The sequence below is a fragment of the Pseudomonas sp. H3_C08 genome, assembly GCF_054669455.1.
Genome location: NZ_CP162803.1, coordinates 2393497 through 2413260 on the forward strand (window position 1 = coordinate 2393497; position 19764 = coordinate 2413260).

The 19764-nt window shown below is 57.8% G+C and carries 29 protein-coding genes and 1 tRNA gene; 20 read left to right on the plus strand and 10 right to left on the minus strand.

Translation table 11 applies throughout. The features are described from left to right. The first annotated feature begins 192 nt into the window (after positions 1-192). The 10 genes from AB4N74_RS11050 to AB4N74_RS11095 all read left to right on the plus strand — a co-directional run bounded on the left by AB4N74_RS11050 (position 193) and on the right by AB4N74_RS11095 (position 4602). A complete protein-coding gene (locus AB4N74_RS11050) occupies positions 193-429 on the plus strand; it encodes a hypothetical protein (protein ID WP_460100122.1) in 237 nt (78 codons plus the stop codon). After that, complete coding sequence (locus tag AB4N74_RS11055; protein ID WP_460100125.1) at positions 426-659, plus strand: hypothetical protein; 234 nt, start codon at positions 426-428, stop codon at positions 657-659. The genes AB4N74_RS11050 and AB4N74_RS11055 overlap by 4 nt, the downstream gene beginning before the upstream one ends. Further along, complete coding sequence (locus AB4N74_RS11060) at positions 656-790, plus strand: hypothetical protein (protein WP_460100127.1); 135 nt, start codon at positions 656-658, stop codon at positions 788-790. Before AB4N74_RS11055 ends, AB4N74_RS11060 begins: the two co-directional genes overlap by 4 nt. 82 nt (positions 791-872) lie before the next feature. Beyond that, positions 873-1028 (plus strand): hypothetical protein, encoded by a 156-nt coding sequence (locus AB4N74_RS11065; RefSeq protein WP_460100130.1) that lies wholly within the window; start codon positions 873-875, stop codon positions 1026-1028. 43 nt (positions 1029-1071) lie between these two features. After that, complete coding sequence (locus AB4N74_RS11070; protein ID WP_460100133.1) at positions 1072-1557, plus strand: hypothetical protein; 486 nt, start codon at positions 1072-1074, stop codon at positions 1555-1557. Between the two features lie 41 nt (positions 1558-1598). Further along, on the plus strand, positions 1599-2195 hold the full coding sequence (locus AB4N74_RS11075; protein WP_460100135.1) for a hypothetical protein: 597 nt from the start codon (positions 1599-1601) through the stop codon (positions 2193-2195). Between the two features lie 55 nt (positions 2196-2250). Further along, on the plus strand, positions 2251-3231 hold the full coding sequence (locus tag AB4N74_RS11080; RefSeq protein WP_460100138.1) for a RecT family recombinase: 981 nt from the start codon (positions 2251-2253) through the stop codon (positions 3229-3231). Continuing rightward, positions 3228-3896, plus strand: coding sequence for a lambda exonuclease family protein (locus AB4N74_RS11085; RefSeq protein WP_460100142.1), 669 nt, complete (start codon positions 3228-3230; stop codon positions 3894-3896). The genes AB4N74_RS11080 and AB4N74_RS11085 overlap by 4 nt, the downstream gene beginning before the upstream one ends. Before the next feature lie 2 nt (positions 3897-3898). Next, positions 3899-4141, plus strand: a complete 243-nt coding sequence (locus tag AB4N74_RS11090) for a hypothetical protein (RefSeq protein ID WP_460100145.1) — start codon at positions 3899-3901, stop codon at positions 4139-4141. After that, complete coding sequence (locus AB4N74_RS11095) at positions 4138-4602, plus strand: hypothetical protein (RefSeq protein WP_105706803.1); 465 nt, start codon at positions 4138-4140, stop codon at positions 4600-4602. Before AB4N74_RS11090 ends, AB4N74_RS11095 begins: the two co-directional genes overlap by 4 nt. A gap of 116 nt (positions 4603-4718) precedes the next feature. Here AB4N74_RS11095 and AB4N74_RS11100 read toward each other — a convergent pair whose 3' ends face one another. Then, entirely contained in the window at positions 4719-5360 is a 642-nt protein-coding gene (locus AB4N74_RS11100) for a hypothetical protein (RefSeq protein WP_460100148.1), read from the minus strand. Positions 5361-5505: 145 nt separating this feature from the next. On the opposite strand from AB4N74_RS11100, the gene AB4N74_RS11105 reads away from it, so the two are divergent. After that, entirely contained in the window at positions 5506-5817 is a 312-nt protein-coding gene (locus AB4N74_RS11105; protein ID WP_460100150.1) for a hypothetical protein, read from the plus strand. Positions 5818-5820: 3 nt separating this feature from the next. On the opposite strand, the gene AB4N74_RS11110 is transcribed toward AB4N74_RS11105, so the two are convergent. After that, complete coding sequence (locus tag AB4N74_RS11110) at positions 5821-6195, minus strand: hypothetical protein (protein WP_456254862.1); 375 nt, start codon at positions 6193-6195, stop codon at positions 5821-5823. Positions 6196-6278: 83 nt separating this feature from the next. Between AB4N74_RS11110 and AB4N74_RS11115 the strand changes: the two genes are divergently transcribed. Then, entirely contained in the window at positions 6279-8360 is a 2082-nt protein-coding gene (locus AB4N74_RS11115) for a DNA cytosine methyltransferase (RefSeq protein WP_460100152.1), read from the plus strand. Here the strand turns inward: AB4N74_RS11115 and AB4N74_RS11120 are convergent. Then, entirely contained in the window at positions 8357-8641 is a 285-nt protein-coding gene (locus tag AB4N74_RS11120) for a hypothetical protein (protein WP_460100155.1), read from the minus strand. The genes AB4N74_RS11115 and AB4N74_RS11120 overlap by 4 nt on opposite strands. A gap of 135 nt (positions 8642-8776) precedes the next feature. On the opposite strand from AB4N74_RS11120, the gene AB4N74_RS11125 reads away from it, so the two are divergent. From AB4N74_RS11125 to AB4N74_RS11160, 8 genes are all read left to right on the plus strand, one after another. Beyond that, complete coding sequence (locus AB4N74_RS11125; RefSeq protein ID WP_460100157.1) at positions 8777-9277, plus strand: hypothetical protein; 501 nt, start codon at positions 8777-8779, stop codon at positions 9275-9277. A 74-nt stretch (positions 9278-9351) separates the two neighbouring features. After that, positions 9352-10137, plus strand: coding sequence for a hypothetical protein (locus tag AB4N74_RS11130; RefSeq protein WP_460100160.1), 786 nt, complete (start codon positions 9352-9354; stop codon positions 10135-10137). 76 nt (positions 10138-10213) lie between these two features. Further along, positions 10214-10816 (plus strand): hypothetical protein, encoded by a 603-nt coding sequence (locus AB4N74_RS11135; RefSeq protein ID WP_460100163.1) that lies wholly within the window; start codon positions 10214-10216, stop codon positions 10814-10816. Continuing rightward, the gene (locus AB4N74_RS11140; RefSeq protein WP_460100166.1) at positions 10813-11688 is read left to right on the plus strand and encodes an ASCH domain-containing protein; all 876 of its coding nucleotides are present in this window, start codon (positions 10813-10815) and stop codon (positions 11686-11688) included. The genes AB4N74_RS11135 and AB4N74_RS11140 overlap by 4 nt, the downstream gene beginning before the upstream one ends. After that, the gene (locus tag AB4N74_RS11145; protein ID WP_460100168.1) at positions 11681-13009 is read left to right on the plus strand and encodes a DNA-methyltransferase; all 1329 of its coding nucleotides are present in this window, start codon (positions 11681-11683) and stop codon (positions 13007-13009) included. Before AB4N74_RS11140 ends, AB4N74_RS11145 begins: the two co-directional genes overlap by 8 nt. A 51-nt stretch (positions 13010-13060) precedes the next feature. Next, positions 13061-13555 carry a hypothetical protein gene (locus AB4N74_RS11150; protein ID WP_460100170.1) on the plus strand — a complete coding sequence of 165 codons (495 nt, stop codon included), beginning with the start codon at positions 13061-13063 and terminating at the stop codon, positions 13553-13555. A 36-nt stretch (positions 13556-13591) separates the two neighbouring features. Beyond that, on the plus strand, positions 13592-13798 hold the full coding sequence (locus AB4N74_RS11155) for a DUF4224 domain-containing protein (RefSeq protein WP_056785291.1): 207 nt from the start codon (positions 13592-13594) through the stop codon (positions 13796-13798). A gap of 1 nt (position 13799) precedes the next feature. Beyond that, the gene (locus AB4N74_RS11160) at positions 13800-14831 is read left to right on the plus strand and encodes a site-specific integrase (protein ID WP_460100172.1); all 1032 of its coding nucleotides are present in this window, start codon (positions 13800-13802) and stop codon (positions 14829-14831) included. Between the two features lie 82 nt (positions 14832-14913). Here the strand turns inward: AB4N74_RS11160 and AB4N74_RS11165 are convergent. The 7 genes from AB4N74_RS11165 to AB4N74_RS11195 all read right to left on the minus strand — a co-directional run bounded on the left by AB4N74_RS11165 (position 14914) and on the right by AB4N74_RS11195 (position 19760). Then, positions 14914-15000 (minus strand) — tRNA-Leu (locus AB4N74_RS11165). A 413-nt stretch (positions 15001-15413) separates the two neighbouring features. Then, positions 15414-16406, minus strand: a complete 993-nt coding sequence (locus AB4N74_RS11170; protein WP_460100174.1) for a DUF4238 domain-containing protein — start codon at positions 16404-16406, stop codon at positions 15414-15416. Next, positions 16388-16873 (minus strand): glycoside hydrolase family 19 protein, encoded by a 486-nt coding sequence (locus AB4N74_RS11175; RefSeq protein ID WP_460100176.1) that lies wholly within the window; start codon positions 16871-16873, stop codon positions 16388-16390. The genes AB4N74_RS11170 and AB4N74_RS11175 overlap by 19 nt, the downstream gene beginning before the upstream one ends. A 330-nt stretch (positions 16874-17203) precedes the next feature. After that, complete coding sequence (locus AB4N74_RS11180; RefSeq protein WP_460100179.1) at positions 17204-18253, minus strand: phage late control D family protein; 1050 nt, start codon at positions 18251-18253, stop codon at positions 17204-17206. 73 nt (positions 18254-18326) lie between these two features. Next, the gene (locus AB4N74_RS11185; RefSeq protein WP_093431007.1) at positions 18327-18647 is read right to left on the minus strand and encodes a hypothetical protein; all 321 of its coding nucleotides are present in this window, start codon (positions 18645-18647) and stop codon (positions 18327-18329) included. A gap of 86 nt (positions 18648-18733) precedes the next feature. Then, positions 18734-18940, minus strand: coding sequence for a tail protein X (locus AB4N74_RS11190; RefSeq protein ID WP_460100182.1), 207 nt, complete (start codon positions 18938-18940; stop codon positions 18734-18736). Then, the gene (locus AB4N74_RS11195; protein ID WP_460100184.1) at positions 18915-19760 is read right to left on the minus strand and encodes a phage tail protein; all 846 of its coding nucleotides are present in this window, start codon (positions 19758-19760) and stop codon (positions 18915-18917) included. Before AB4N74_RS11195 ends, AB4N74_RS11190 begins: the two co-directional genes overlap by 26 nt. Positions 19761-19764: the final 4 nt, after the last annotated feature.

The following is a 19764-nucleotide window of genomic DNA, read 5'->3' on the forward strand; positions in this document are numbered from 1 at the left end:
AGACTGCCCACTGAAGCCCGCCTCTCTCGCGGGCTTTTTTCTGCGTGTCGTACCGCAATGAGTCCGCGCAGCTAGTCATCAATCTACCGACCAATCCCGAATGCACTCCCCTCCGCGCCCATCGGCAACCAGCGGAGCGGATGAGTGCATCCGAGTTTTGTTGCATCAACACCCGCCACCACGGAGGCGACCATGGCAACCAGCTATGCAGACAGTGCGCAGGCCCGAGAGTGGGACAGGCGTTACGACGATTGGGGGCGCCCGAAAGCGCCGAAGGTTGAGGACTTCCACGACTACGAAGCTGCTGAGCAGCAACGCACACAGCGTCAAGCGTTGATGGCCGCTCAGGAAATCGTCGACCGTAAGGCGCGGGCCAAGCGAGTCGCGGCAGCAGTGGTCGCTTACGGTGAGTTCTGGGGGCTGAAATGAATACTCAGCAGCGTGACCACCAGACGGCGATCACTTGGATCGAGGGCGAGATCGAAAACATGATCCGCGACCTCGGCAAACCCAACGCCAGCGCCGCCGCAACATCTGCAATCACCCTCGCCTTCTTGCTCCGCGCCATTGATAACGATGAACACCGGCATTACCGGGCGCGCATCGACCAGATCTACACCTCCTACAACGCTTCGATCACGCAAGGAGCTGCAGCATGACCATCATCGCACGCAACGCGAAAGCAATGACCGAAGCCCTGCAACGACAGGGATTTTTTCTGGTCTCCGACCTGCCAAACCGTATTTCCATCCGGTCGCGCCGGGGAATGCTCATCGCGAGGATCAGCTGATGAAGATCATGTTCTGGTGTCTTTCTGCTGGCCTTGTTGTCGTTCTGGCGGCGTATAGCGCAGTTCGCGAGTCCTCCGCAACGTGCCAGGTTCCTCACTCAACTACCTACCGGGTTTTCCGGTGACCAGTCTTCAGCGAGCGCGCCGTCTGCTGATTCGGCGCGGCTCGTTCTCCGCCATCGGCGTTTACACCTTCTTGATGCTGCTCAGCGCTCTCGCCGAACGCATCACCCAATAAACAACACCACCAAACGCTGCGCTCGGCGCGGCAAGGAATCGTCATGTCCGCAAACGCCAAACAAGCCTCCGTATCGGCCGACCTCGATCTGAGTGAAACCGGAGAGAGCCCTGTAGCCCCTGCAGTTGCAGTTACCGATATCGCCGAGTATCGGCCGCATGAGGAACAGATCGTCCGCTTGGAAACAAGCTACGCGAAGCTCGTCGTTGACTGCTCGACCAGTGAGGGACTGGCAAACGCCAAGGAAGTGCGGGTCGACATCCGCGACGTGCGCTACGCCTTGGCGAACACCACGAAGACTGCACTCATTCCTTACCAGCAGAAAGTCAAAGAGGCCCAGGCTCGCGTCAACCAAGTCAAAGAGTTTGGCGAGGCGCTGAAGGATCGAGTTCTGGCGATTGAAGCGCCTATCGACGAAGCCATCAAAGCTGAAGAAAAGCGTGCCGCTGACGCCAAGGCCGAACGCGAGCGTGTCGAGGCTGAACGTGTCGAAGCCATCCGAAAAAAATTACCCGCTTCAGCTCTGTAGCAGCAGCGTACGCAAGCCGCAGTGCTGCCGATGTTGCAGCCGTGCTGCAAAACGTCAAAGAGTCGGTAATCCTGCCAGACGAATACGCCGAGTTTGAAGCTGAAGCCACCATCGCCCGGGACAACGCTATTGATCAGCTTGAAGCGCTGCAACGGGCTGCTGTTGACCGCGAAGAGGCGGCAGCCAAGTTACTGACCCAACAAAGAGAGCTCGACGATCTGCGCGAGAGGCAACGCATCGCCGACGCTGAAGCAGAGGAGTTGCGCAAGCAGCGCGCCGAGGAAGACCGCCAGCGCTTGAAGAAGCAGCAGGACGAACTCGACCAGCAGCGCCGCGACATGGAGGCGCAGCAACGCCAACAGCGCGAGCGCGATGCACAGTATCAGCGTGACCAAGAGGAGCTGGTTCGACTGCGGGCTCTGGCTGCTGCACCTGCATCAGTCGCAGAGGTCGTCGCAGCCCCAGTTATCGCCGACGCAGCGCCAGCGGTTGTGCCAGAAGCCTCCCCCGCCCCCATGGAAGACGTGTCCGCTGACTCGAACATGCCGAGCGCCATCGAAGTGGTCGAGGTCGTGGCAATTGCCTTCTGCGTCACCAATGACGAGGCTTCGGCCTGGCTGCGCGCCCTGTCGTTCTAATGAACCCTGAAATCACCCCGGAGGCCGGCCAAAGTCGTCGGCTATGGAGTTAGGAATGAACGCTCAAACTCAGATTGCTACCGTACCAATGGACACCAGCCCGACAGGACTGATCCTCAACCGCGACAGCATGCAGTCGATGACTGAGCTCGCGGGAATCATGGCAGGCGGCAAAACCACCCTGCCGAAACACTTTCATGGCAACACTGCCGACTGCATGGCAGTGATCATGCAGTCCATGCAATGGGGCATGAACCCCTTTCAGGTGGCGCAGAAGACGTTCATCGTGAACGGTGGCCAACTGAGCTATGAAGCACAGCTGGTCAATGCGGTTATCACCACGCGAGCGCCGACGCTTGATCGAATCCATTACGAGTGGTTTGGCGACTGGGACAAGGTCATTGGCAACTTCCGTGAAATCGAAAGCAAAAAGCAAACGGATGATCACGGGCATCCGAAAAAGTACCGCGTTCCAAACTGGAACATCAACGACGAGAAAGGGCTTGGTGTCCGCGTCTGGGCTACTTTCGAGGGTGAAGACGCTCCCCGCGAACTGACCACCTTGATGACTCAGGCACGAACCCGAAACTCTACGCTATGGGCGGACGATCCAAAGCAGCAGATCGCGTACCTGGCCCTCAAAAAATGGGCTCGTCTGTATTGCCCCGACGTGATTCTGGGCGTGTACACACGTGACGAGTTGGACGACGGCTACGCGCCTCCGGAAACGGATGTTACCCCCCGATCTACCAACGAGAAGCCAGCAGATGTGGGAGCCGCGTCGGTTCCTCAGGGCGACACAACCGACGCAACTACGGACTTGTTCGAGCAGCTCAAAAAGATCGCTCAAGAGCAAGGTATTGAAGGCTACGAAAAAGCATGGAAGGCGCTGAAGCCGCAGCAACGTGGTGCTATTGGCGTGACACGTCACGGTGAGCTGAAGTCGATTGCACAGACAATCGAAGCAGAGTTCACAACCCTCAATGAAAGCTCGAGCGTCAGTGCTGACAACGATCTGCAGGACGGCGATCAATGAACGCCTCAGTAGACCTTCAGCGCACCGAGCAGTGGCATCAAGACCGCAGCGGACGCCTAACGGCAAGCAGGTTCAAGGATGTGATTGCTTGGGGTGATCGTGACAAGCACGGAAAGCGTAAGCCGCTTGCTGCCCGCACCACTTACATGCGCGAGCTGGCCTTCGAGCGACTGGCCAACCGGTCAAAGCATTCGGTCAGCAGCAAGTCGATGGCGTGGGGAACCGAGGTCGAGCAGTCGAGTCACGACTTTTACGAAATTCTGACCGGCAATACCGTCATCAAGTCGGGATTCTTGGTTCATCCAAAATACGACTGGTTGGGCTGTTCGCCGGACGGCTTGATTGGCGAGGACGGTGGCATTGAGTCGAAGTGTCCATTCAATGAAGCCGTCCACGTCCGTACCTGGCTCGAAGGAATGCCCGACGAACACAAGCCGCAGGTTCAAGGCTGCATGTTCGTCACAGGCCGGGAATGGTGGGATTTCCTGTCGTTCGATCCGCGCCAAGACGAAGACTGCCGGCTGTACATCGAAACCATCAAGCGTGATGACGAATACATCGCGATGCTTCATCAAGAGCTGGTTCAGTTCAATTTGGAGCTTGGCCGGATGGTTGACGAAGTAGCGGATAAAGCGCGGGCACAAGCCCATCGATTAGGAGCCTGAGCATGATCAGCCTCAACCTAAACGCAGTTCGTGAAAAGCAGACTGAGTCGGATCGAATCGCGGCTGCGATGGCTGACTTCTGGACGCGGCCCGGCGGCAGCTTCAAAGAGTTGCCGCCAGCGCGCATGGAGCCAAGGCCAGCGCGGCGCGACTGGGTAGACCCTGAAACGGTCCTCAAGCGGCGCCCGAAGCCGATATCGGCAGCCGACCGCAAGGTTCTGCGCAAAATGGCGGACGCAATATGAAGTCGAAACGCAAACCCAACAACGGTTTCGCCCGGGCTGAACGCAGTTGCCGGGCGCTGCTGCGTACCAACCACGTCGCGGTGGTCAACATCGATCCCAGCGGCAGCCAGATCATGGCGAACTGGAAGAGCTGCCGGCAGATCCGCAGCTTGGCGATCGCCAACGCGATATTCGATTTCTCCTACCGCTGGACGATCTACATCGGCGCCATGTGTCGCGACGAGCGCGGCGCTGAGTACATCAAGTCGGTCGAGATATCGCCCGAGGGCATCTACAAGGTCGAGCGCCTTACCGACGCCATCGAGCATTACTACCTGGAGCTGCGCAACAGCGCGAACCCGACCCATCTGGTCGCGTCAGGCTGGATCGCTATTCCGGATGAGATATCAATGGACGAAGCCCAAGCCGCGAAGCTGTTCTACGCCGCCGGCGCCTGGCATCAGGTGAAGGTCGCAGCGTGAGACATTTTCGCACCCAACAACGCAAACGACAGACCTGGCTGGACTTGCCGGCCAGCGGAATTGAAGAGGTAGCCTCTAAAATAATAATCGTCACTACCGACCAAAAAAGCCATCTCTTAGGTGGAACCATTTCTTTTGAACATACGTAAAAACATAAAACGCTTATTTATGCCCAGATCTTCCTGGGTATGACCCCAAGCTCTCTCAAGCTCCGCCCGCAGCAAATGTTTATATGCAGATACATAACTCAAAATTTTGTCCTTGTCGTCCTGATAGTTAGCACTCGAAACTTTTTTTAGAGTCTCTAGCCCGGCCGACATTATTTCCTTAGACGTTTCATCATCCCTACTTAGCAGTAAGTCAATTTTTGCTCTAAGCTGAGACGCTTTTGAACAGTTTTCAAAATACTCTGGCGTTTTCTTGTATCCTTGGTTCATAGTTACAGAGTTTGCTAAAAGCGTCATCAATTGAATAAGTTCAGAGGCTGCACTACGCAGCTCCACCATCCAGTGATGCCTGAAATTACTGATATTTGATTTTATCTGATTTCGCTGAACTCCAATTGTCAAAATAGCAACAAGAACTGCTACGATAACGCCTGCTGCACTTGGGCCGAATGCTATCCAGTCGGTATCTGAGCTTACATAGACAGTTAGTGGATGTTCTTTAGTACCGACAGAGGTAGTTGTCGCCTGATCAACAAGAATTCCTTTACCATCATAACGAATATCCGCAACATTCAATGTGTAGCCTTCCATGTATCCACCCTTGCGTTTTTTCGGGATATTACGCGAGATGGCATAGATGCACCATCGTTAAGCCATCACGCTTATCTATTCGCTGAATCTCGTCCGTGCAATACATGGTGTTTGACCGCAGACAGCGGAATTGAAGAGGTAGGCCATGGCCAAGAGCAATGCAGATCGCTCAGCGAAAGCCGCGGCGAAGAGGAAGGAGCGCGGCGAAGAGGAAATCAGGCTGCACTGCCTGCCCGGTACGCGCCAAGCACTTGCTGAGTTGATGGCCTGGAGCGGCATCGAGGAAGCAGGCGAGGCAATCACGCTGATGATTCACCACCTGCATGGCCTTGGCCCGGGCGGCGCCCTCCCCCTACTCACCCCGCCGCGACACGAATACGTGATACCCGAAAACGTGTCGCGGAAGTTGAAGCTGGCATACCAGCGCGAAGCTCTTCGCCTCAGCCAGGATGAATGACGGCTAGAGCAAAGACTGCAGAGCTTGGAGTAACGCCGGCGAAAGGGCGACAAGCCCTTGAATCACAGTCGTTGCGTTGGCCGAATTTTGCATGAGCGCGCCAAACCTAGATGCGCTAACCGCTGCTTTCTTCTCCTCATCAGTCGCTGTTTGCTTTTGTCTAAGCAGATCAATCACCTCGGACACGAACTCACGAGGTGTTCCATAAGGAATACCAAGTGCAGAAAGGGCGCCGGCCGAGTCTCGTTGCACGATTGCTGTTTCGCACCGCTCAATAATAACGCCGGTCATGTTCAGTTCGTCGCATTCACTTCCGACGGAGATACCACCCCCGCAGTCCGCAATTGTGACGTTGTTCATTGTGATCTTTAGCGCCATTTCTCAGCTCCTGCCGGCACCATGCCGGGCCTAACACAAATACCCCACTTCTACGAATCACGCCAGCCGGCGAGGATCCCCCTATGTCCGCACAACAGAAGAAACACCCCTTCGATTTCAAAACTCAATACGGACTCGGCTTCAGCACTCAGGACGATGAGATCGTTGTCGACTTCTTCTGCGGTGGCGGCGGTGCCGGTACCGGGCTGGAGATGGGCCTGGGTCGCGCGGTGAATGTCGCGAAGAATCACAGCCCGCAGGCGATCAGCATGCACACCGTGAATCACCCGGGCGCCGTGCACTACACCACCGACGTGTTCGAAGGTGATCCAGACACCGAGTGCGGCGGCAAGGCCGTCGGCTGGTTCCACATGTCGCCGGACTGCACGCACCACAGCCAAGCCGCCGGCGGACAGCCGCGCAAGCGCGAGATTCGCAACCTGTCGTGGATCGGCCTGAAGTGGGCCGGCAAGAAGAAGCCACGCGTCATCAGCTTGGAGAACGTGAAACAGATCCTCCAGTGGGGGCCGCTGATTGCCAAACGCTGCAAGGCTAATGGCCGGGTGATGACTCTGGACCTGGTACCACATCCAACAAATCCTAAAAGCATGGTCAACCGCATCGCTGAGCCGGGCGAGGTCGTGCCAGTGCACAACCAGTTCCTGGTGCCTGACCCGAAGCGTCGCGGTCAGACATGGGCGGTGTTCGTCGCCAAGCTGCAGCGTCTGGGCTACGCCGTTGAATGGCGGGTGATCAAGGCCTGCGACTTCGGCGCGCCGACCAGCCGGGAGCGCCTGTTCATGATCGCCCGCTGCGACGGTCAGCCAATTGTCTGGCCTGAGCCGACCCACGCAAAGCATCCGGTCAAAGGACAGCAGAAGTGGCGCACCGCCGCCGAGTGCATCGACTGGACGATCCCGAGCAAAAGCATTTTCGACCGGGCCAAGCCGCTGGCACCCGCAACGCTGCGACGGATCGCCAAGGGTATGAAGAAGTTCGTCATCGATGCGGCTGACCCTTTCATTGTGCCGATCGCTAACTGGTCGGGCGAAAGCGTCCAGTCGGCGCATGACCCACTGCGCACAATTACGTCTTGGCCGCGCGGCGGATCGTTCGCCATGGCCAGCCCGATCATTGCGCCAGCAACGCACCAGGGTAGCGACCGGATCAACGACCCTCACGTCCCGCTGCCGACGGTCACCTGTGCGAATCGAGGCGAGCTGACGTTGATCAGCCCGGTGCTGGTTGGTGCCGGTGGCCCAGAGTACAGCGGCAAGCCGGCGACAGCAGATCAGCCGGCCGGCACGCTGATGACTCAAAACCACCGCGCGATCGCCGCGGCGCATCTGGTGAAGTTCCGGTTTGCGGACGAAGGCAAGGCGCTCGACGAACCGCTGCCGACCATCACAAGCGGCGGCAACTACCAGCGCCCTGCCGGTGCTGCCCACGCCATGGGCATTTCAACGGTGTTCATGGCCCAGATGAATGGCGGCTTCAACACCACGGCAGCCAAGAGCATTGAGGATCCTATGACCACGGTGACGAACACCGGCAGCCAGCAGCAGCTGGTGACAGCGAACCTGGTGCACCTGCGCGGCAACTGCGATGCGCGTGACGCCGCCGATCCGCTGCACACCATCAGCGCCGGCGGCACTCACCATGGACTGGTCACTGCTTTCATGGAGCGCCAGTTCGGCGCCAGCGTCGGCCAGGGCGTGGATGAGCCGGCGCCAACCATCACTGCCGGCGGTAGCGGCAAGAGCTCGCTGGTCGAGCTACAGCTTTCGCCAGAGGTTGAAGCCGGCGCGCTGCGGGTAGCGGCATTCTTGATCAGCTACTACGGCACCGAGAACATGAGCGCCGCCGATGCGCCAGCGCCAACCATCACCACCAAGGATCGGTTGGGACTGGTGACCGTCACTATCAAGGGCACGCCCTACGTGATCGTCGACATCTGCCTCCGCATGCTGCAACCGGCAGAGCTTTATAAGGCTCAGGGCTTCCCGGCCGACTACATCATCAGCCACGGTGCCGACGGCAAGCCGTTCACCAAGACCCAGCAGGTTCACATGTGCGGCAACAGCGTAAGCCCGCCGCCGATGGCTGCATTAGCCCGAGCAAATGATCCTTGGCGGATCGCTGAACGGGAAGCCGAGGCGGCTTAGTCTTTGTCTCGGTAATCAGAGCACGCGTAACACTCATCTGCCGCAGATTCGACGACTTCCTTTACATGATCAGTCATGTCACGAGAGTTTTCGAAATTTCCAATCTCTCCGTTTTTTATCAATGCGTTACCCAGCTTGTAGGCTGGAGTAGGGTCATTGCCGGGATTGTAGTGATTGGAATGACGATCGCAGTATTTGAGTACCCCTGCCCTTACGGCGATACCGATTGCTGCCGCTTGTTTTTCTTCCTCTTCCATCATCGCGTGCTTGGCTTGGCCCATTGCGGTAACTCCGAATGAAGTGAGTTCCCATCCTGAGCTTCAAGCTCAAGCCGTTCAAGTACATCCGCAAAAAGTAGTATCTGACCGTTTATCACCCTCCACCGCCCGGGCATGCCCCGGCATAGGACGCCATCCATGCTGAACCTCTTCTGGCGAATCATCGCCAAGGTACTCGCGCGCCCGGCAATCGCCGACTGGCTTATCGCCCGAGCCAAGCTCACCCCGTACCAACACATCATGTCCGCCGACGGCACCGAGATGTACATGGGCCGCTGGTGGCTGTTCAACCCGTACAGCCGGGAGACGCACAAGGCGGCACTGTGGTGGTGCCCGTGGTCGTTCCGCATTCACCACATCATGCGGCCGGATGAAGATCGGGACTTGCACGATCACCCATGGAACGCCCGGACGATCATCCTGCGCGGCTGGTATATCGAGCAGCGCCAAATCATGTGCCGCCGGCGAGCAACCGGCGATACCGCCCGCCTCAACCACGGCGAATACCACCGAATCGACCAAGTATCCCCCGGCGGCGTCATCACCCTCTTCATCACCAGCAAGTGGCGCGGTGACTGGGGATTCCTCGTAAACGGCGTGAAGGTGCCTTGGCGCACATACACCGGTACTGACAATTGAAGGGGTTCAAAGTGAGCGAGCCAAAAATCAACTATCTCGGCCCAGCGTGCGAGGCTGATACCGGAGATCGCATAGTGAACAGTCAATGGAAACTGGTGCCGGTCGAACCGACTGAAACCATGGTGATCAACGGTTTCGAATCGGTACCAGACGAGTGCTTCACCGACGATGAAGTCTGGAAGCAGTACCAAGAGATGAGCGGCTGCCAGCAAGCGGCGTTCCGCGCGAAATTGTGCTGGGCCGCAATGATTGGCGCAGCGCCTGCATTGCCGGAAGAGGATGCGCAGCCGGTGATGAAGTTGGAAGCCGAGCGACTGTGGGGCGGCGCCGGTGAATATGTCGTCAGTTTCGTGAAGGCCGGCTGGCTTGATGAATGCCGAAAGACTGGCGGGGAATTCTTGCTCTACACCCAACCCGAAGCGAAAACAGTAGTGCGCCTGACCGCCGAGCGTGACGCCCTGCAGCAGCGCCTGAACGCAGCGGATCAGCGGATTGATGATTTCGCCGGCGGCGATTGTGAATGGAGCCAAGACGGCGAAAGAGGAATCTGGAACACCGGCTGCGGCTCTACGTGGTCATTTCACGATGACGGTCCGGAAGAAAACGGCATGCACTTCTGCCATTCCTGCGGCAAGCACCTGGTGGTTGAGGTGGTTGAGGTGGTTGAGGTGGTTGAACAGGAACAGGATGACGACTGGCATATGAACCCGTGCAAGCAAGGTCACCGCGATGTCGGCGCGGCCGGCGGTGTGGCGGCGTGCAACCAGTGCGACGAGAAGATCGAAGCCGCTACCACGCAGGAGGCTTTCGATCGCTGGAACGCGACACACCCAACCAGTGAATCAGTCGAAAGCCGATAAGAGTACATCTGTACTCCACCCGAACATCTACTCCCTCCCCTTCAAAGTCAGCCGCTATAGCGGCAAGGACGAAGTCATGTCTGCACAAAAGCCAATCATCATGTACGACGCCCCGGAAGCGGCCAGCCTCCAAACGGTAACCGGTTGGGTTTCCTCTGGCGGTCGATTTTTCGGCGACGATGAAAACCTTGCCCGCTACTGCGGTGCAACTCACCGCCGCTGCGACGTGAACCCCGAACACCCCATCTACGAGGTGAACAGTTCCTGCAATGAGTGCCGGCACGACCGGCGCCAGACAAAGTTCGCGGCGATGCCAGTCAAGGACTGGGCCGGCGAGCCTCTGGTTATCTTCGATGGAGACCGCTACTTCTTCGATCAGGACAGCCTGCGCGACTACCTGATCGACAGCGATATCGAACCGGCTTGCGTGCAGCTCTGCATCTGTGAGCCCAACTACCCCCGCGAAATCGAGCCGGCAGACCATTTCTGTGACGACCTGCCGGAGGACGGCGAGATCAACGATGACCAGCTGCTCGCGGCATTCGATCTGCTGAACGAGATGATCCGCCAGTCTCAGCCGCTGTCGTGGTCCGAAGGCGAATTCGTAGCTCGGCTCCCGCAGTCGCTCATCGATGAAGTCATCGCCGCGAGAGCAGCAGCGTGCGAGGTAAAGCCATGACCGCGATCAAGGAACGGCCGATCCTGTTCTCGGCGCCGATGGTGCGCGCCATTCTGGATGGACGGAAGACGGTCACGCGGCGGCCGGTCAAGGGTTGGCAGGTTCCAACTGAAGACACCACCGTTGCTGCCGGCGAGCGCCATCGCTGGATGGCCATTGCCCAGCGCGACCCGCGCTACGGTTTCGGCGTGTTCGGAGCAACCGAAGCGGAGTGCGCCAAGGAGCTGGAAGAGTTCGCGCCTTGCCCATACGGGCGTCGCGGCGAACGACTGTGGGTGCGTGAGGCTTGGCAGGATGTGCATCCGGTCCAAGTCATTGATCGCTACTCACAGCCAGGCCGAGCCGGAATTCCTGGTCCTCCGGGAGTCACTTATCAAACGATCTACCGAGCGGACGGAAACTACCCGCCAGTCCATTACACACATGAGCATCCCTACAGATGCCTCGAGCCAGACCCAAACCATGGATTTCGCGGAGCGGCAAATTCCGGTTGGACGGGCTGGACACCAAGCATCCACATGCCGCGCTGGGCCTGCCGCATCGTGCTGGAGATCACAAACGTGCGCGTCGAGCGGTTGCAGGACGGACAAGGCGAGACTGCCTTCGAAAGCCGATACGTTGCCGAGGGCATCAACCGAATCCACCAGGGCGACGGCGAGCACGCATTTCACCCATTCAAAAACGAACCGGGACCGGGCAACTGGACTGATCCATTCGACGCCTGGCGCGAGTTGTGGATGTCGGTGAACGGCGCCGACTCGTGGAACGCCAACCCGTGGGTCTGGGTCGTCGAGTTCAAGCGGGTGACGCCATTATCGCCCTCGCCTGGTTCGCCTACGTGTACTGCTACAAGGGGCCGCGGTGATGAGTGAGTATCAAATCATGATCGGCGATTGCCTGGAGCTTCTGCGACGAATGCCGGACAGCAGCGTCGACAGCATCGTCACTGACCCGCCGTACGGCCTTTCCTTCATGCGAAAGAAATGGGACTACGACGTTCCAGCCACCGAGGTTTGGGTGGAGTGTTTGCGCGTACTCAAGCCCGGCGGGCACTTGCTGGCATTCGCCGGGACTCGCACCCAGCACCGCATGGCGGTGCGCATTGAAGACGCCGGTTTCGAGATCCGCGACATGATTGCATGGGTCTATGGATCTGGATTTCCCAAGTCAATGGATGTGAGCAAGGCGATCGACAAGGCTGCCGGTGCTGAGCGTGAAACTGTTGGCCGAAAGAGCGGCAGAGCCGCAACACCGGTTGCGGACATGCGCGGCGGAAACTACGCAAACAACCCTTCCAGTAGCATTGATACATCCGCTATCACCGCGCCAGCCACCGACGAGGCCGCCCAATGGGAAGGCTGGGGCACTGCTCTGAAACCAGCAATGGAGCCAATTACCGTGGCGCGGAAACCTTTCACCGGCACAGTCGCGGGGAACGTCCTCAACCATGGCACAGGGGCGCTGAACATTGAGGCCTGCCGTGTCGGCGTAGTCGACGCAGATTACGCGCGTAACTGCTCTGGTGATCGCATGGCCGCGGGTACTCGACCAGCTGATGCTCAGGGTGTAACCAGTCTTCGCGCTGGTGGTGGATCAGCGGCATCTGGGCGGTGGCCTGCCAACCTGATCCATGACGGCAGCGCGGAGGTGGTCGCGCTGTTCCCTGCTCAAGCTGGCGCAGCGGCGCCCGTGACTGGCAACGAACCGACAGCCAACGGATTCAGCGGATCCGTGAAGTACAGCGGTATGCGAGCCCGGGCACCTGGTGCATTCCACGCCGATATCGGCAGCGCCGCGCGGTTTTACTACTGCGCCAAGACCAGTCGCAAAGATCGAAACGAAGGTCTGCTCAGCTCGAACGCTCCCGCTGTCGCCAAGGATGCAAGCATGCGCGACTGCGAAACCGCCGAGTGGAGTACTCGCAACGGCAACAGCCATCCCACGGTGAAGCCGACTGACCTGATGGCCTACCTGCTGCGCCTGGTGACACCGGCCGGCGGCGTCGCGCTCGATCCATTCATGGGCAGCGGCAGCACCGGCAAGGCCGCTATGCGCGAAGGTTTCCAGTTCATCGGGTGCGAGATCGACGCGCAGTACGCAGCTATCGCCCGGGCGCGGATCGATCACGAAATCACCCGACAGCAAGAGCTGCAAGCCGAATCTGATCAGCTCGATCTATTCGGCACCGCCTAACCCCTCCCCCAACTCAACAGCCTGCCGGTGTACGGCGGGCGAGGAATACTCATGCCTGCAAACTGCGAATACAGCATGACCCGGGACGATGCCACCGAGCTGGCCGGCATTGTTCAATTCGATCTCGCTATGCGGCGCCAGGCGCTCACCGGTTATCTGCAACGGAATGGTTCACAGCGGCTGGTGGAGCTTCTGGCCCAGTTCATCGGCATGGCCAACGCCGTAGCGGCGAACTGTGCGGAGATGAGCGACCAGGTGTTGATCGAAGAGTGCGGCGTTCATCCCGACAAATTCACCAGCGTGAACCTGCCGACCATCATCGGTGCCTGCCAAGGCGTCCAGATCGCCAGCAAGTGCGACCCGAAAGGCGCGTGCCATGGGTGCGCGTACAGGCTGGGCTCAATTGCAAATCAGTCACCCATTACCACCTGCGATGCCGAGTTCATGGGTCACGACCGAAAGGGCTTCATGTGCCACGCGCACCTGGATGAACACGGCGAGCCCACGAAGTTCTGCGTCGGCCATGCCAAGGCAGTCACCCAATAACCACCTTCTGCCGCCACGCGCGGCATGGAGCATCTCATGACCATCCAGTTTTTATCTCACGAGGAGGTTTGCGAGCTCACCGGCGCGCGGACCAAGGCAGGTCAGATCCTCAACCTGAAAAAAAACGGCGTCCGCCATACGATTAAAGTGAACGGCTGGCCGAGCGTCACCGCGATGGCGGTCACCGCCGTCGGCGCATTTGAATCTGAAAAGCCCGTATGGAAATCACGTAAGGCCAGCTGACATGGGAAGACGACCAAGTAAACCCGGCTCGATCGCCAGGCTGCGGGAACGCAAGAAAGCCAGCGGCCGAGTGTTTTACTACTACGACACGGGCGGCAAGGACCGCAAGGAAATTCCGCTGGGCAGCGACTACGGCTTGGCGATCATGGAGTACGCGAAGCTTGAGCGTGATCGCACCGCAACCGATCTGGTCGCCAAGGTCATCACGTTCCGCTACGTCGCCGAAAAATACGTGGTCGACGTCGTTCCCACCAAAGGCACGGCGACCCAGGCTGACAACAAGCGCGAGCTAAAAAACCTGATCGCTTTCTTTGATGACCCACCCGCGCCGCTGGAAACGATCGAGCCGTTGCACGTACGCCAGTACCTGACATGGCGCAAGGCCGCGCCGGTGCGCGCTAACCGCGAGAAGGCACTGCTCAGCGCCATCTGGAATTACGCTCGGGACAAGGGTTACACCTCTCTTGCCAATCCATGCGCGGGCGTCAAGGGCAACAAGGAAACCGGGCGCGACACGTATGTCGAAGATGCGCTGTTCAAGCGTGTGCACGACAAGGCAGACGTGGGCCTACAGGACGCAATGGACCTCGCCTATCTGACCGGGCAACGGGTGACCGATACCCGGCTGATGGACGAGCGCGACGTGCGCGACGGGCAGATTTGGGTGCTGCAGGGCAAGACAAAGGCGAAGCGTCGGATCGAGATAACTGGGGAGCTGAAGGTTTTGATTGATCGAATCATGTCCCGGAAGTCAGAACACAAGGTCCGCTCGACGCGGCTGATCGTTACGGAGGACGGCACACCGATGACGGTGGCGATGTTGCGCAGGAGATTCGACTTGGCCAGGGAGGCGGCCGGCGTGCCGAAAGCGGAGTTTCAGATGCGCGACTTGCGCGCCAAGGCGGGTACCGATAAGGCGGAATCCAGTGGTGATATCCTGCAAGCCAGAGATCAACTTGGGCATACGACGGTGGTGATGACCGAGCAATACATCCGCAATCGAAAGGGCAAAAAGGTCATGCCCACTAAGTGAATTGCGGACCAAGTCAAGAATTGCGGACCAGAAACATACAAGGGCTTGCATCAGCTTTCGCCTGCAAACCCTTGATTTAAGATGGTGCCCGAAGCCGGAATCGAACCGGCACGCCCTTACGAGCGGGGGATTTTAAGTCCCATGCGTCTACCAGTTTCGCCATTCGGGCGGTAGCGCGGTGCTGCTGTCTTCTGCTGCCCAGTCGCGATCCTGACAGGATCCAGCCTTGAACAACAGTGCGGGAAATATATACATCACTTCCCGGTGAAGCAAGTTTGCAATGACCGTTTTTCAAGACTAAATCTTGCGGTACTTTGCAAATAAAAAAGCTCCGTAAATCATGGATCTACGGAGCTTGTTTATAGTGGAGGCCGAGGTCGGAATCGAACCGGCGTAGGTGGATTTGCAATCCACGCTACAAAGCTAAGTAGATCAACAGGTTAGCACGTAATGCGTTCCGCAAGCTACTGATTTTCAACGCGCTGCATGTCATACCCGTCAAGGGTTTGTGCCGGGGTTGCGGAACGTTTTTCGCTCGCTTTCCGGCCTCTGGATGTAATCAGACAACGCCACTAGCAGGCTTCACCTCGTAAGCGTCGCTTCAGCTTCGGACTGTTCACGGTCCCAATCCTCCCAAGCCCTCCGATCCGCCATGAATTTCTCTGCACAGGCTGTCCTAGGGCGAATCAGGTGCTCGTCGCTCGGCTCTTTAGAAAATACATAACGGTCGGCATGCTCGATAATGATCCGACGCATGAACTGAGCGGTCTCATGATCTAACGTACTGTCACGAATCTTCGGACGGTTTCCGATGCACGTATAAAGGAGGTGTTTGGGACTTAAAGGGAGAAGAATGTCCCCGTTTTGAACCTTCCAACCGCCCTTGAAATCATATTGTTCATTCCCATGATAATTGAGCCTAACAAGTGGGTTGTCGCTGGTCGGCCAACTCAGACCTGAAGGCGCCTTAAGAATTGTCCAGCCTTTCATTGGTATTTTTTTGATAGTGTCCGTTAGCAATCGCCGAGCGTTCCAGACCCACAGTCGCCGCCCAACGATTGTATGAGCTTGCAGCATTCCACTTCCATCGGGCTGACGATCAATAACTAAATTGAACGGAAAACTTTCTGCCCCTGCATTTTCCACGCGCCCTATAGAACGGCCCTCAGAAACCGCAAGCTCTAAATCGGCAACTGATCGTTCTAGCGTTTCGTTCAAAAGCGTTTGCAGCGACTCCGACTGTCGGGCAACGAACTCTCTGTAACGCGCCGGTGTTCTCACGTCCTGAGACATTGCAAAACGAATGAGTGTCCGCCAGTGATTTGGTAATAGCCTTTGCTCACAAATCACACGACTAATCACCTCTTCTGCGGGCGCCTCAAACTCCTTGTCAAGCCATCGCTCAAACTCATCTGTCTGCTCACCACCTACAATGTAGTTATAGAGGTGTTCCTGATGGGCTATCCCCTTGAGGGAGTACGTCTTCCAAAGCGGGATTTTTTCATTGGAAACCAAAAGACGATATGTAGAAATCACCCCGCCTTTCGCCCACTGCTTCAAGTAAAGCCTAGGCACGCGTTGAATTCGTTTTGATCCGCAAGCGTATTTAACCCATTCACCGACCAGAACCACGCGGCTGACTCAGCAGCCCATTGCGGCAGCTCCAGCAGCTCCGGAGTGCGTAGCAATCGCTCATCGCCGAACAGCGCCAGGCTGCAGCGCAGGTAGTTGTCATGGCCGGTGACCTGGATCAGTCCGCGACCGCGATAGCGTTGTCCATCGCCATCCGCTGCAGGGGTGTTGCCCAGTTTTGCGGCCAGCGTACCCGTGTCGTATTTGCTCAGGTATTGATCGCCGCCCAGCTCGCGCACGTACTGCAGTTGACCAGACTCGTGACCGACTTGAGCCAAGAATGCGGCTTGGCGTTTCGGTGTGTTGATCTGTCGATGCGCCATAGCTGCGTTGAGGGCGGAAACAAAAACGCCCGCTTGGCGGCGGGCGTTGGGCATGATGGTTTGAATCTGCTGCGTCGTTATCTGCATAAATGCTCCAAATGAAAAAGCCCGCTTTACGCGGGCTTCTCAGTTAATTGACCTTTCGATCAAAGGGTACATTTCGAGGTGGTAGGGTGGCGGACCATTTCATGCGCGCATTCTAAGTCAGCATTCCTCTTCTCCACGAATGGCGGCAACGCTGCTGCTGCAAATGCGAGCATCGGCACGAAATAAAGGGTTAGGTACAGTCTTCCAAGCATCACAAGCTACCTTTCTGGTGGGTTTCAGAGACGCTAACGAAAAACCAAACTCCGTGCCATCGAACACGATGTAATTACTCCAGCCCGGTTCAATCTCAATACGACCAAGGACACTTCGCTACTCCTTGAGCTGAACGACCTTCAGATCCTTCACCGCTTTTTTCTTCTTGCCTTTGGCCTTCGCCTTGCCTTTTTTGCCACCGTTGCACTCGACCGTCGTGCTCCAGCCGGACTGTGTGAACACCTGTTCCACCGAGTCGACCAGGTACTCGCCATCGAGGCCAACCTTGAAGCCTTGGGCATTGATCGATCGCTCGGCGAACAGATCGGTGCGCCCTGGCATTTCCAACCGGACACCGGCCGTAGACCGATTGAAAGCCGCCAGCCGTGCCTTAGCTGCTTCTTCAGCTGCAGACTTGTTCGGGTAGATGTGGCGGTCGGTATGCACAGGCGGCAAGCCGTCCGGTGATTCGTCGTTGTCGAGAGTGACGACAGCGAGCTTTCCGGTTTTCTTGTCTTGGTGCTTGGTCGATACTGCTTTGTGCGTGTTGCGATCACCGAGGCGAAACTGGAAGCGACTCACGTCGCGCCGCTGGATCAATACAACGCCAAAGCTCTTGCCCGAGGCGCTCTGCCCGGCTTGGCGCGGCATCACCAGCAGCTTGCCGTCGGCGACCTTGGCCGTGCAGTCGTACTGCTTGGCCAGGCGGGTGATGAAATTGAAATCCGATTCGCTGAGTTGATCCGCGCGAGGCACTTTGGTTTGCACCGGACACACCGGTTGCCAGCCATTGCGTGCGGCGACGTCGGCAACGATCTGCGACAGTGGCACGTTTTCCCAGCTGTCACTGCGGGTGGTCTTGCCGCTGCCACGCATGTCACTGGCCTTGCCGGTGATCACGAGCGTATCCGGTGGACCGGACAGCTCAATCTCGTCGACGACATAGCGGCCGATGCGGGTCAGCGACGTTTCGACGTAACCGAGAAAGATCTCAATGCTGGCTCCGCGCGGGGGCAGCAGCACCGCACTGTCGCGGTCATCAATGCGTAGTTCGAACTCATCGGATTCCATGCCGGGCTTGTCCGTGGTTTTCAGCTGCAGTAGCCGGTCATTGATCAGTGTGGTGATGTCGGCGCCATTTGCCACGACTCGAAAGGCTGGGGTCATTTGTTTCATCCATAAAAAAGCCCGCTCAAGGCGGGCTAGTTTCATCAATTTGCTAGCTACACGACATTGCAGATCAGTCGGTCTTAACGATGGTCAGACTATCATCTCCTACAGCAATCACACTGTTACAGACGGGACAGGCAAACACGTCAGTATCAGGCACCGGCAACAACTTGGTACAGGTCGGGCAGTTGCCAACTAGAAAGGACTCCCGAGAGCCGAAGATCTTGGTGAAAACCGCGAACACCATCACCAACGCCAGAATCCACCCAACAATTGGGATCAAGGCTAATAGAGCTATTACTGCTGCGGAGATGATGAACCAAATGATGCGATGAGGGATTTCCTCTTTGATACTGCGTTTAACTTCCCTCAGTTCCGTCGACTTTTCCATGACCGGCTCTCACCTATTCCTAAAATGACAAGTCTATCGGCACCGGAAATCCATGGCAAACTGCCATCGCAATATCAAAGGACGTGTTAGCCCCACAATATTACTCCTCCGTTGGTGGACGCTGGCAGATCCGGCAGCTCAATCACGATGCCGGCGCGGTAAGGCTGCGGTTCATCGGCCAGCCCCTGATTGGCATCGAGCACCGCCTCGACAGTGCCATCCAGATGCCCATAGGCGTGATAACAGAGGGTATCGAGCAGATCTCCGTCAGACGTTCTGCAGGTCATCGCCATAACGCGCGAACTCCAAAGTAAATGCCTGCTTGCGCGGGATCCCGCCCTGCAGCAGCGCGGTCTGTTCTTCTTCAACGTTCTTCAGGCACCAGGTGCCCAGCACGTCGCCATAACCGGTGGTGAGTGTCAGCGGTTTTAGCTGGGAACCGAGACTGCGCAGGGTATCCAGTTGTTTGAGACCTCCCTTGAAGCCCGGGAAGATCGCCCCTTTCAAGGTAATTTTTTCCTCGCCGATGCCCACCGCTTGTTGCGCCGGCCGGCGGGTCAGGCGTTCCTGCGACGCCCAGCGAAACTCTGTCGAGCGCCGCAGCTCATCAAAGGCTGCTGTGTCCAGATTGAAGTAGTACGGCTGTGCGTTGGGATCGAGCGGCTGCACGATCAGCAAGTGCGGGAACGGCTGGACCGCTTCCGGTAACGGCGTAGCGTCGCCGGCCAGCGAACCGGTCGGCACGATGTTGATCAGCGACGGGCTGACCTTGCCGGCGATCTTGTTGATCGCGGTGGAGGCACGTGCCGCCTGCTCCTTGAGTTCACCCATGCGCTCATCGATCTGCGACACGGCGCGAGTGGCCTTGTTGTAGGTGGCCACGACCTGACCGACCTTGGCTTGAGCCGCGTTGACGCTGCGCATCACGCGCTGCAGTTTGGCCCCAACCGCCGGCCCAACGATGGGAATGCCTTCCAGCTCGGAAGCCGCGCCGCTGATCTCGCTGATGGCACCGTTGACCGGTCCCATCATACCGTCGAGGCTACGGCGTCCGGTCTCCCCCGCTGCCGCCAGATTTTTCAAACCGGACTGCAGCTGTTCCATGTAAGCCATCGAT

Coding starts and splice junctions, on each gene's coding strand:
- AB4N74_RS11150 (WP_460100170.1), top strand. CDS start 13,061: ATGCCTGCAAACTGCGAATACAGCATGACCCGGGACGATGCCACCGAG.
- AB4N74_RS11105 (WP_460100150.1), top strand. CDS start 5,506: ATGGCCAAGAGCAATGCAGATCGCTCAGCGAAAGCCGCGGCGAAGAGG.
- AB4N74_RS11060 (WP_460100127.1), top strand. CDS start 656: ATGACCATCATCGCACGCAACGCGAAAGCAATGACCGAAGCCCTGCAA.
- AB4N74_RS11055 (WP_460100125.1), top strand. CDS start 426: ATGAATACTCAGCAGCGTGACCACCAGACGGCGATCACTTGGATCGAG.
- AB4N74_RS11180 (WP_460100179.1), bottom strand. CDS start 18,253: ATGACCCCAGCCTTTCGAGTCGTGGCAAATGGCGCCGACATCACCACA.
- AB4N74_RS11120 (WP_460100155.1), bottom strand. CDS start 8,641: ATGGGCCAAGCCAAGCACGCGATGATGGAAGAGGAAGAAAAACAAGCG.
- AB4N74_RS11155 (WP_056785291.1), top strand. CDS start 13,592: ATGACCATCCAGTTTTTATCTCACGAGGAGGTTTGCGAGCTCACCGGC.
- AB4N74_RS11090 (WP_460100145.1), top strand. CDS start 3,899: ATGATCAGCCTCAACCTAAACGCAGTTCGTGAAAAGCAGACTGAGTCG.
- AB4N74_RS11160 (WP_460100172.1), top strand. CDS start 13,800: ATGGGAAGACGACCAAGTAAACCCGGCTCGATCGCCAGGCTGCGGGAA.
- AB4N74_RS11175 (WP_460100176.1), bottom strand. CDS start 16,873: ATGCAGATAACGACGCAGCAGATTCAAACCATCATGCCCAACGCCCGC.
- AB4N74_RS11100 (WP_460100148.1), bottom strand. CDS start 5,360: ATGGAAGGCTACACATTGAATGTTGCGGATATTCGTTATGATGGTAAA.
- AB4N74_RS11135 (WP_460100163.1), top strand. CDS start 10,214: ATGTCTGCACAAAAGCCAATCATCATGTACGACGCCCCGGAAGCGGCC.
- AB4N74_RS11085 (WP_460100142.1), top strand. CDS start 3,228: ATGAACGCCTCAGTAGACCTTCAGCGCACCGAGCAGTGGCATCAAGAC.
- AB4N74_RS11110 (WP_456254862.1), bottom strand. CDS start 6,195: ATGGCGCTAAAGATCACAATGAACAACGTCACAATTGCGGACTGCGGG.
- AB4N74_RS11070 (WP_460100133.1), top strand. CDS start 1,072: ATGTCCGCAAACGCCAAACAAGCCTCCGTATCGGCCGACCTCGATCTG.
- AB4N74_RS11145 (WP_460100168.1), top strand. CDS start 11,681: ATGAGTGAGTATCAAATCATGATCGGCGATTGCCTGGAGCTTCTGCGA.
- AB4N74_RS11050 (WP_460100122.1), top strand. CDS start 193: ATGGCAACCAGCTATGCAGACAGTGCGCAGGCCCGAGAGTGGGACAGG.
- AB4N74_RS11095 (WP_105706803.1), top strand. CDS start 4,138: ATGAAGTCGAAACGCAAACCCAACAACGGTTTCGCCCGGGCTGAACGC.
- AB4N74_RS11190 (WP_460100182.1), bottom strand. CDS start 18,940: ATGGCGATGACCTGCAGAACGTCTGACGGAGATCTGCTCGATACCCTC.
- AB4N74_RS11140 (WP_460100166.1), top strand. CDS start 10,813: ATGACCGCGATCAAGGAACGGCCGATCCTGTTCTCGGCGCCGATGGTG.
- AB4N74_RS11185 (WP_093431007.1), bottom strand. CDS start 18,647: ATGGAAAAGTCGACGGAACTGAGGGAAGTTAAACGCAGTATCAAAGAG.
- AB4N74_RS11125 (WP_460100157.1), top strand. CDS start 8,777: ATGCTGAACCTCTTCTGGCGAATCATCGCCAAGGTACTCGCGCGCCCG.
- AB4N74_RS11195 (WP_460100184.1), bottom strand. CDS start 19,760: ATGGCTTACATGGAACAGCTGCAGTCCGGTTTGAAAAATCTGGCGGCA.
- AB4N74_RS11115 (WP_460100152.1), top strand. CDS start 6,279: ATGTCCGCACAACAGAAGAAACACCCCTTCGATTTCAAAACTCAATAC.
- AB4N74_RS11080 (WP_460100138.1), top strand. CDS start 2,251: ATGAACGCTCAAACTCAGATTGCTACCGTACCAATGGACACCAGCCCG.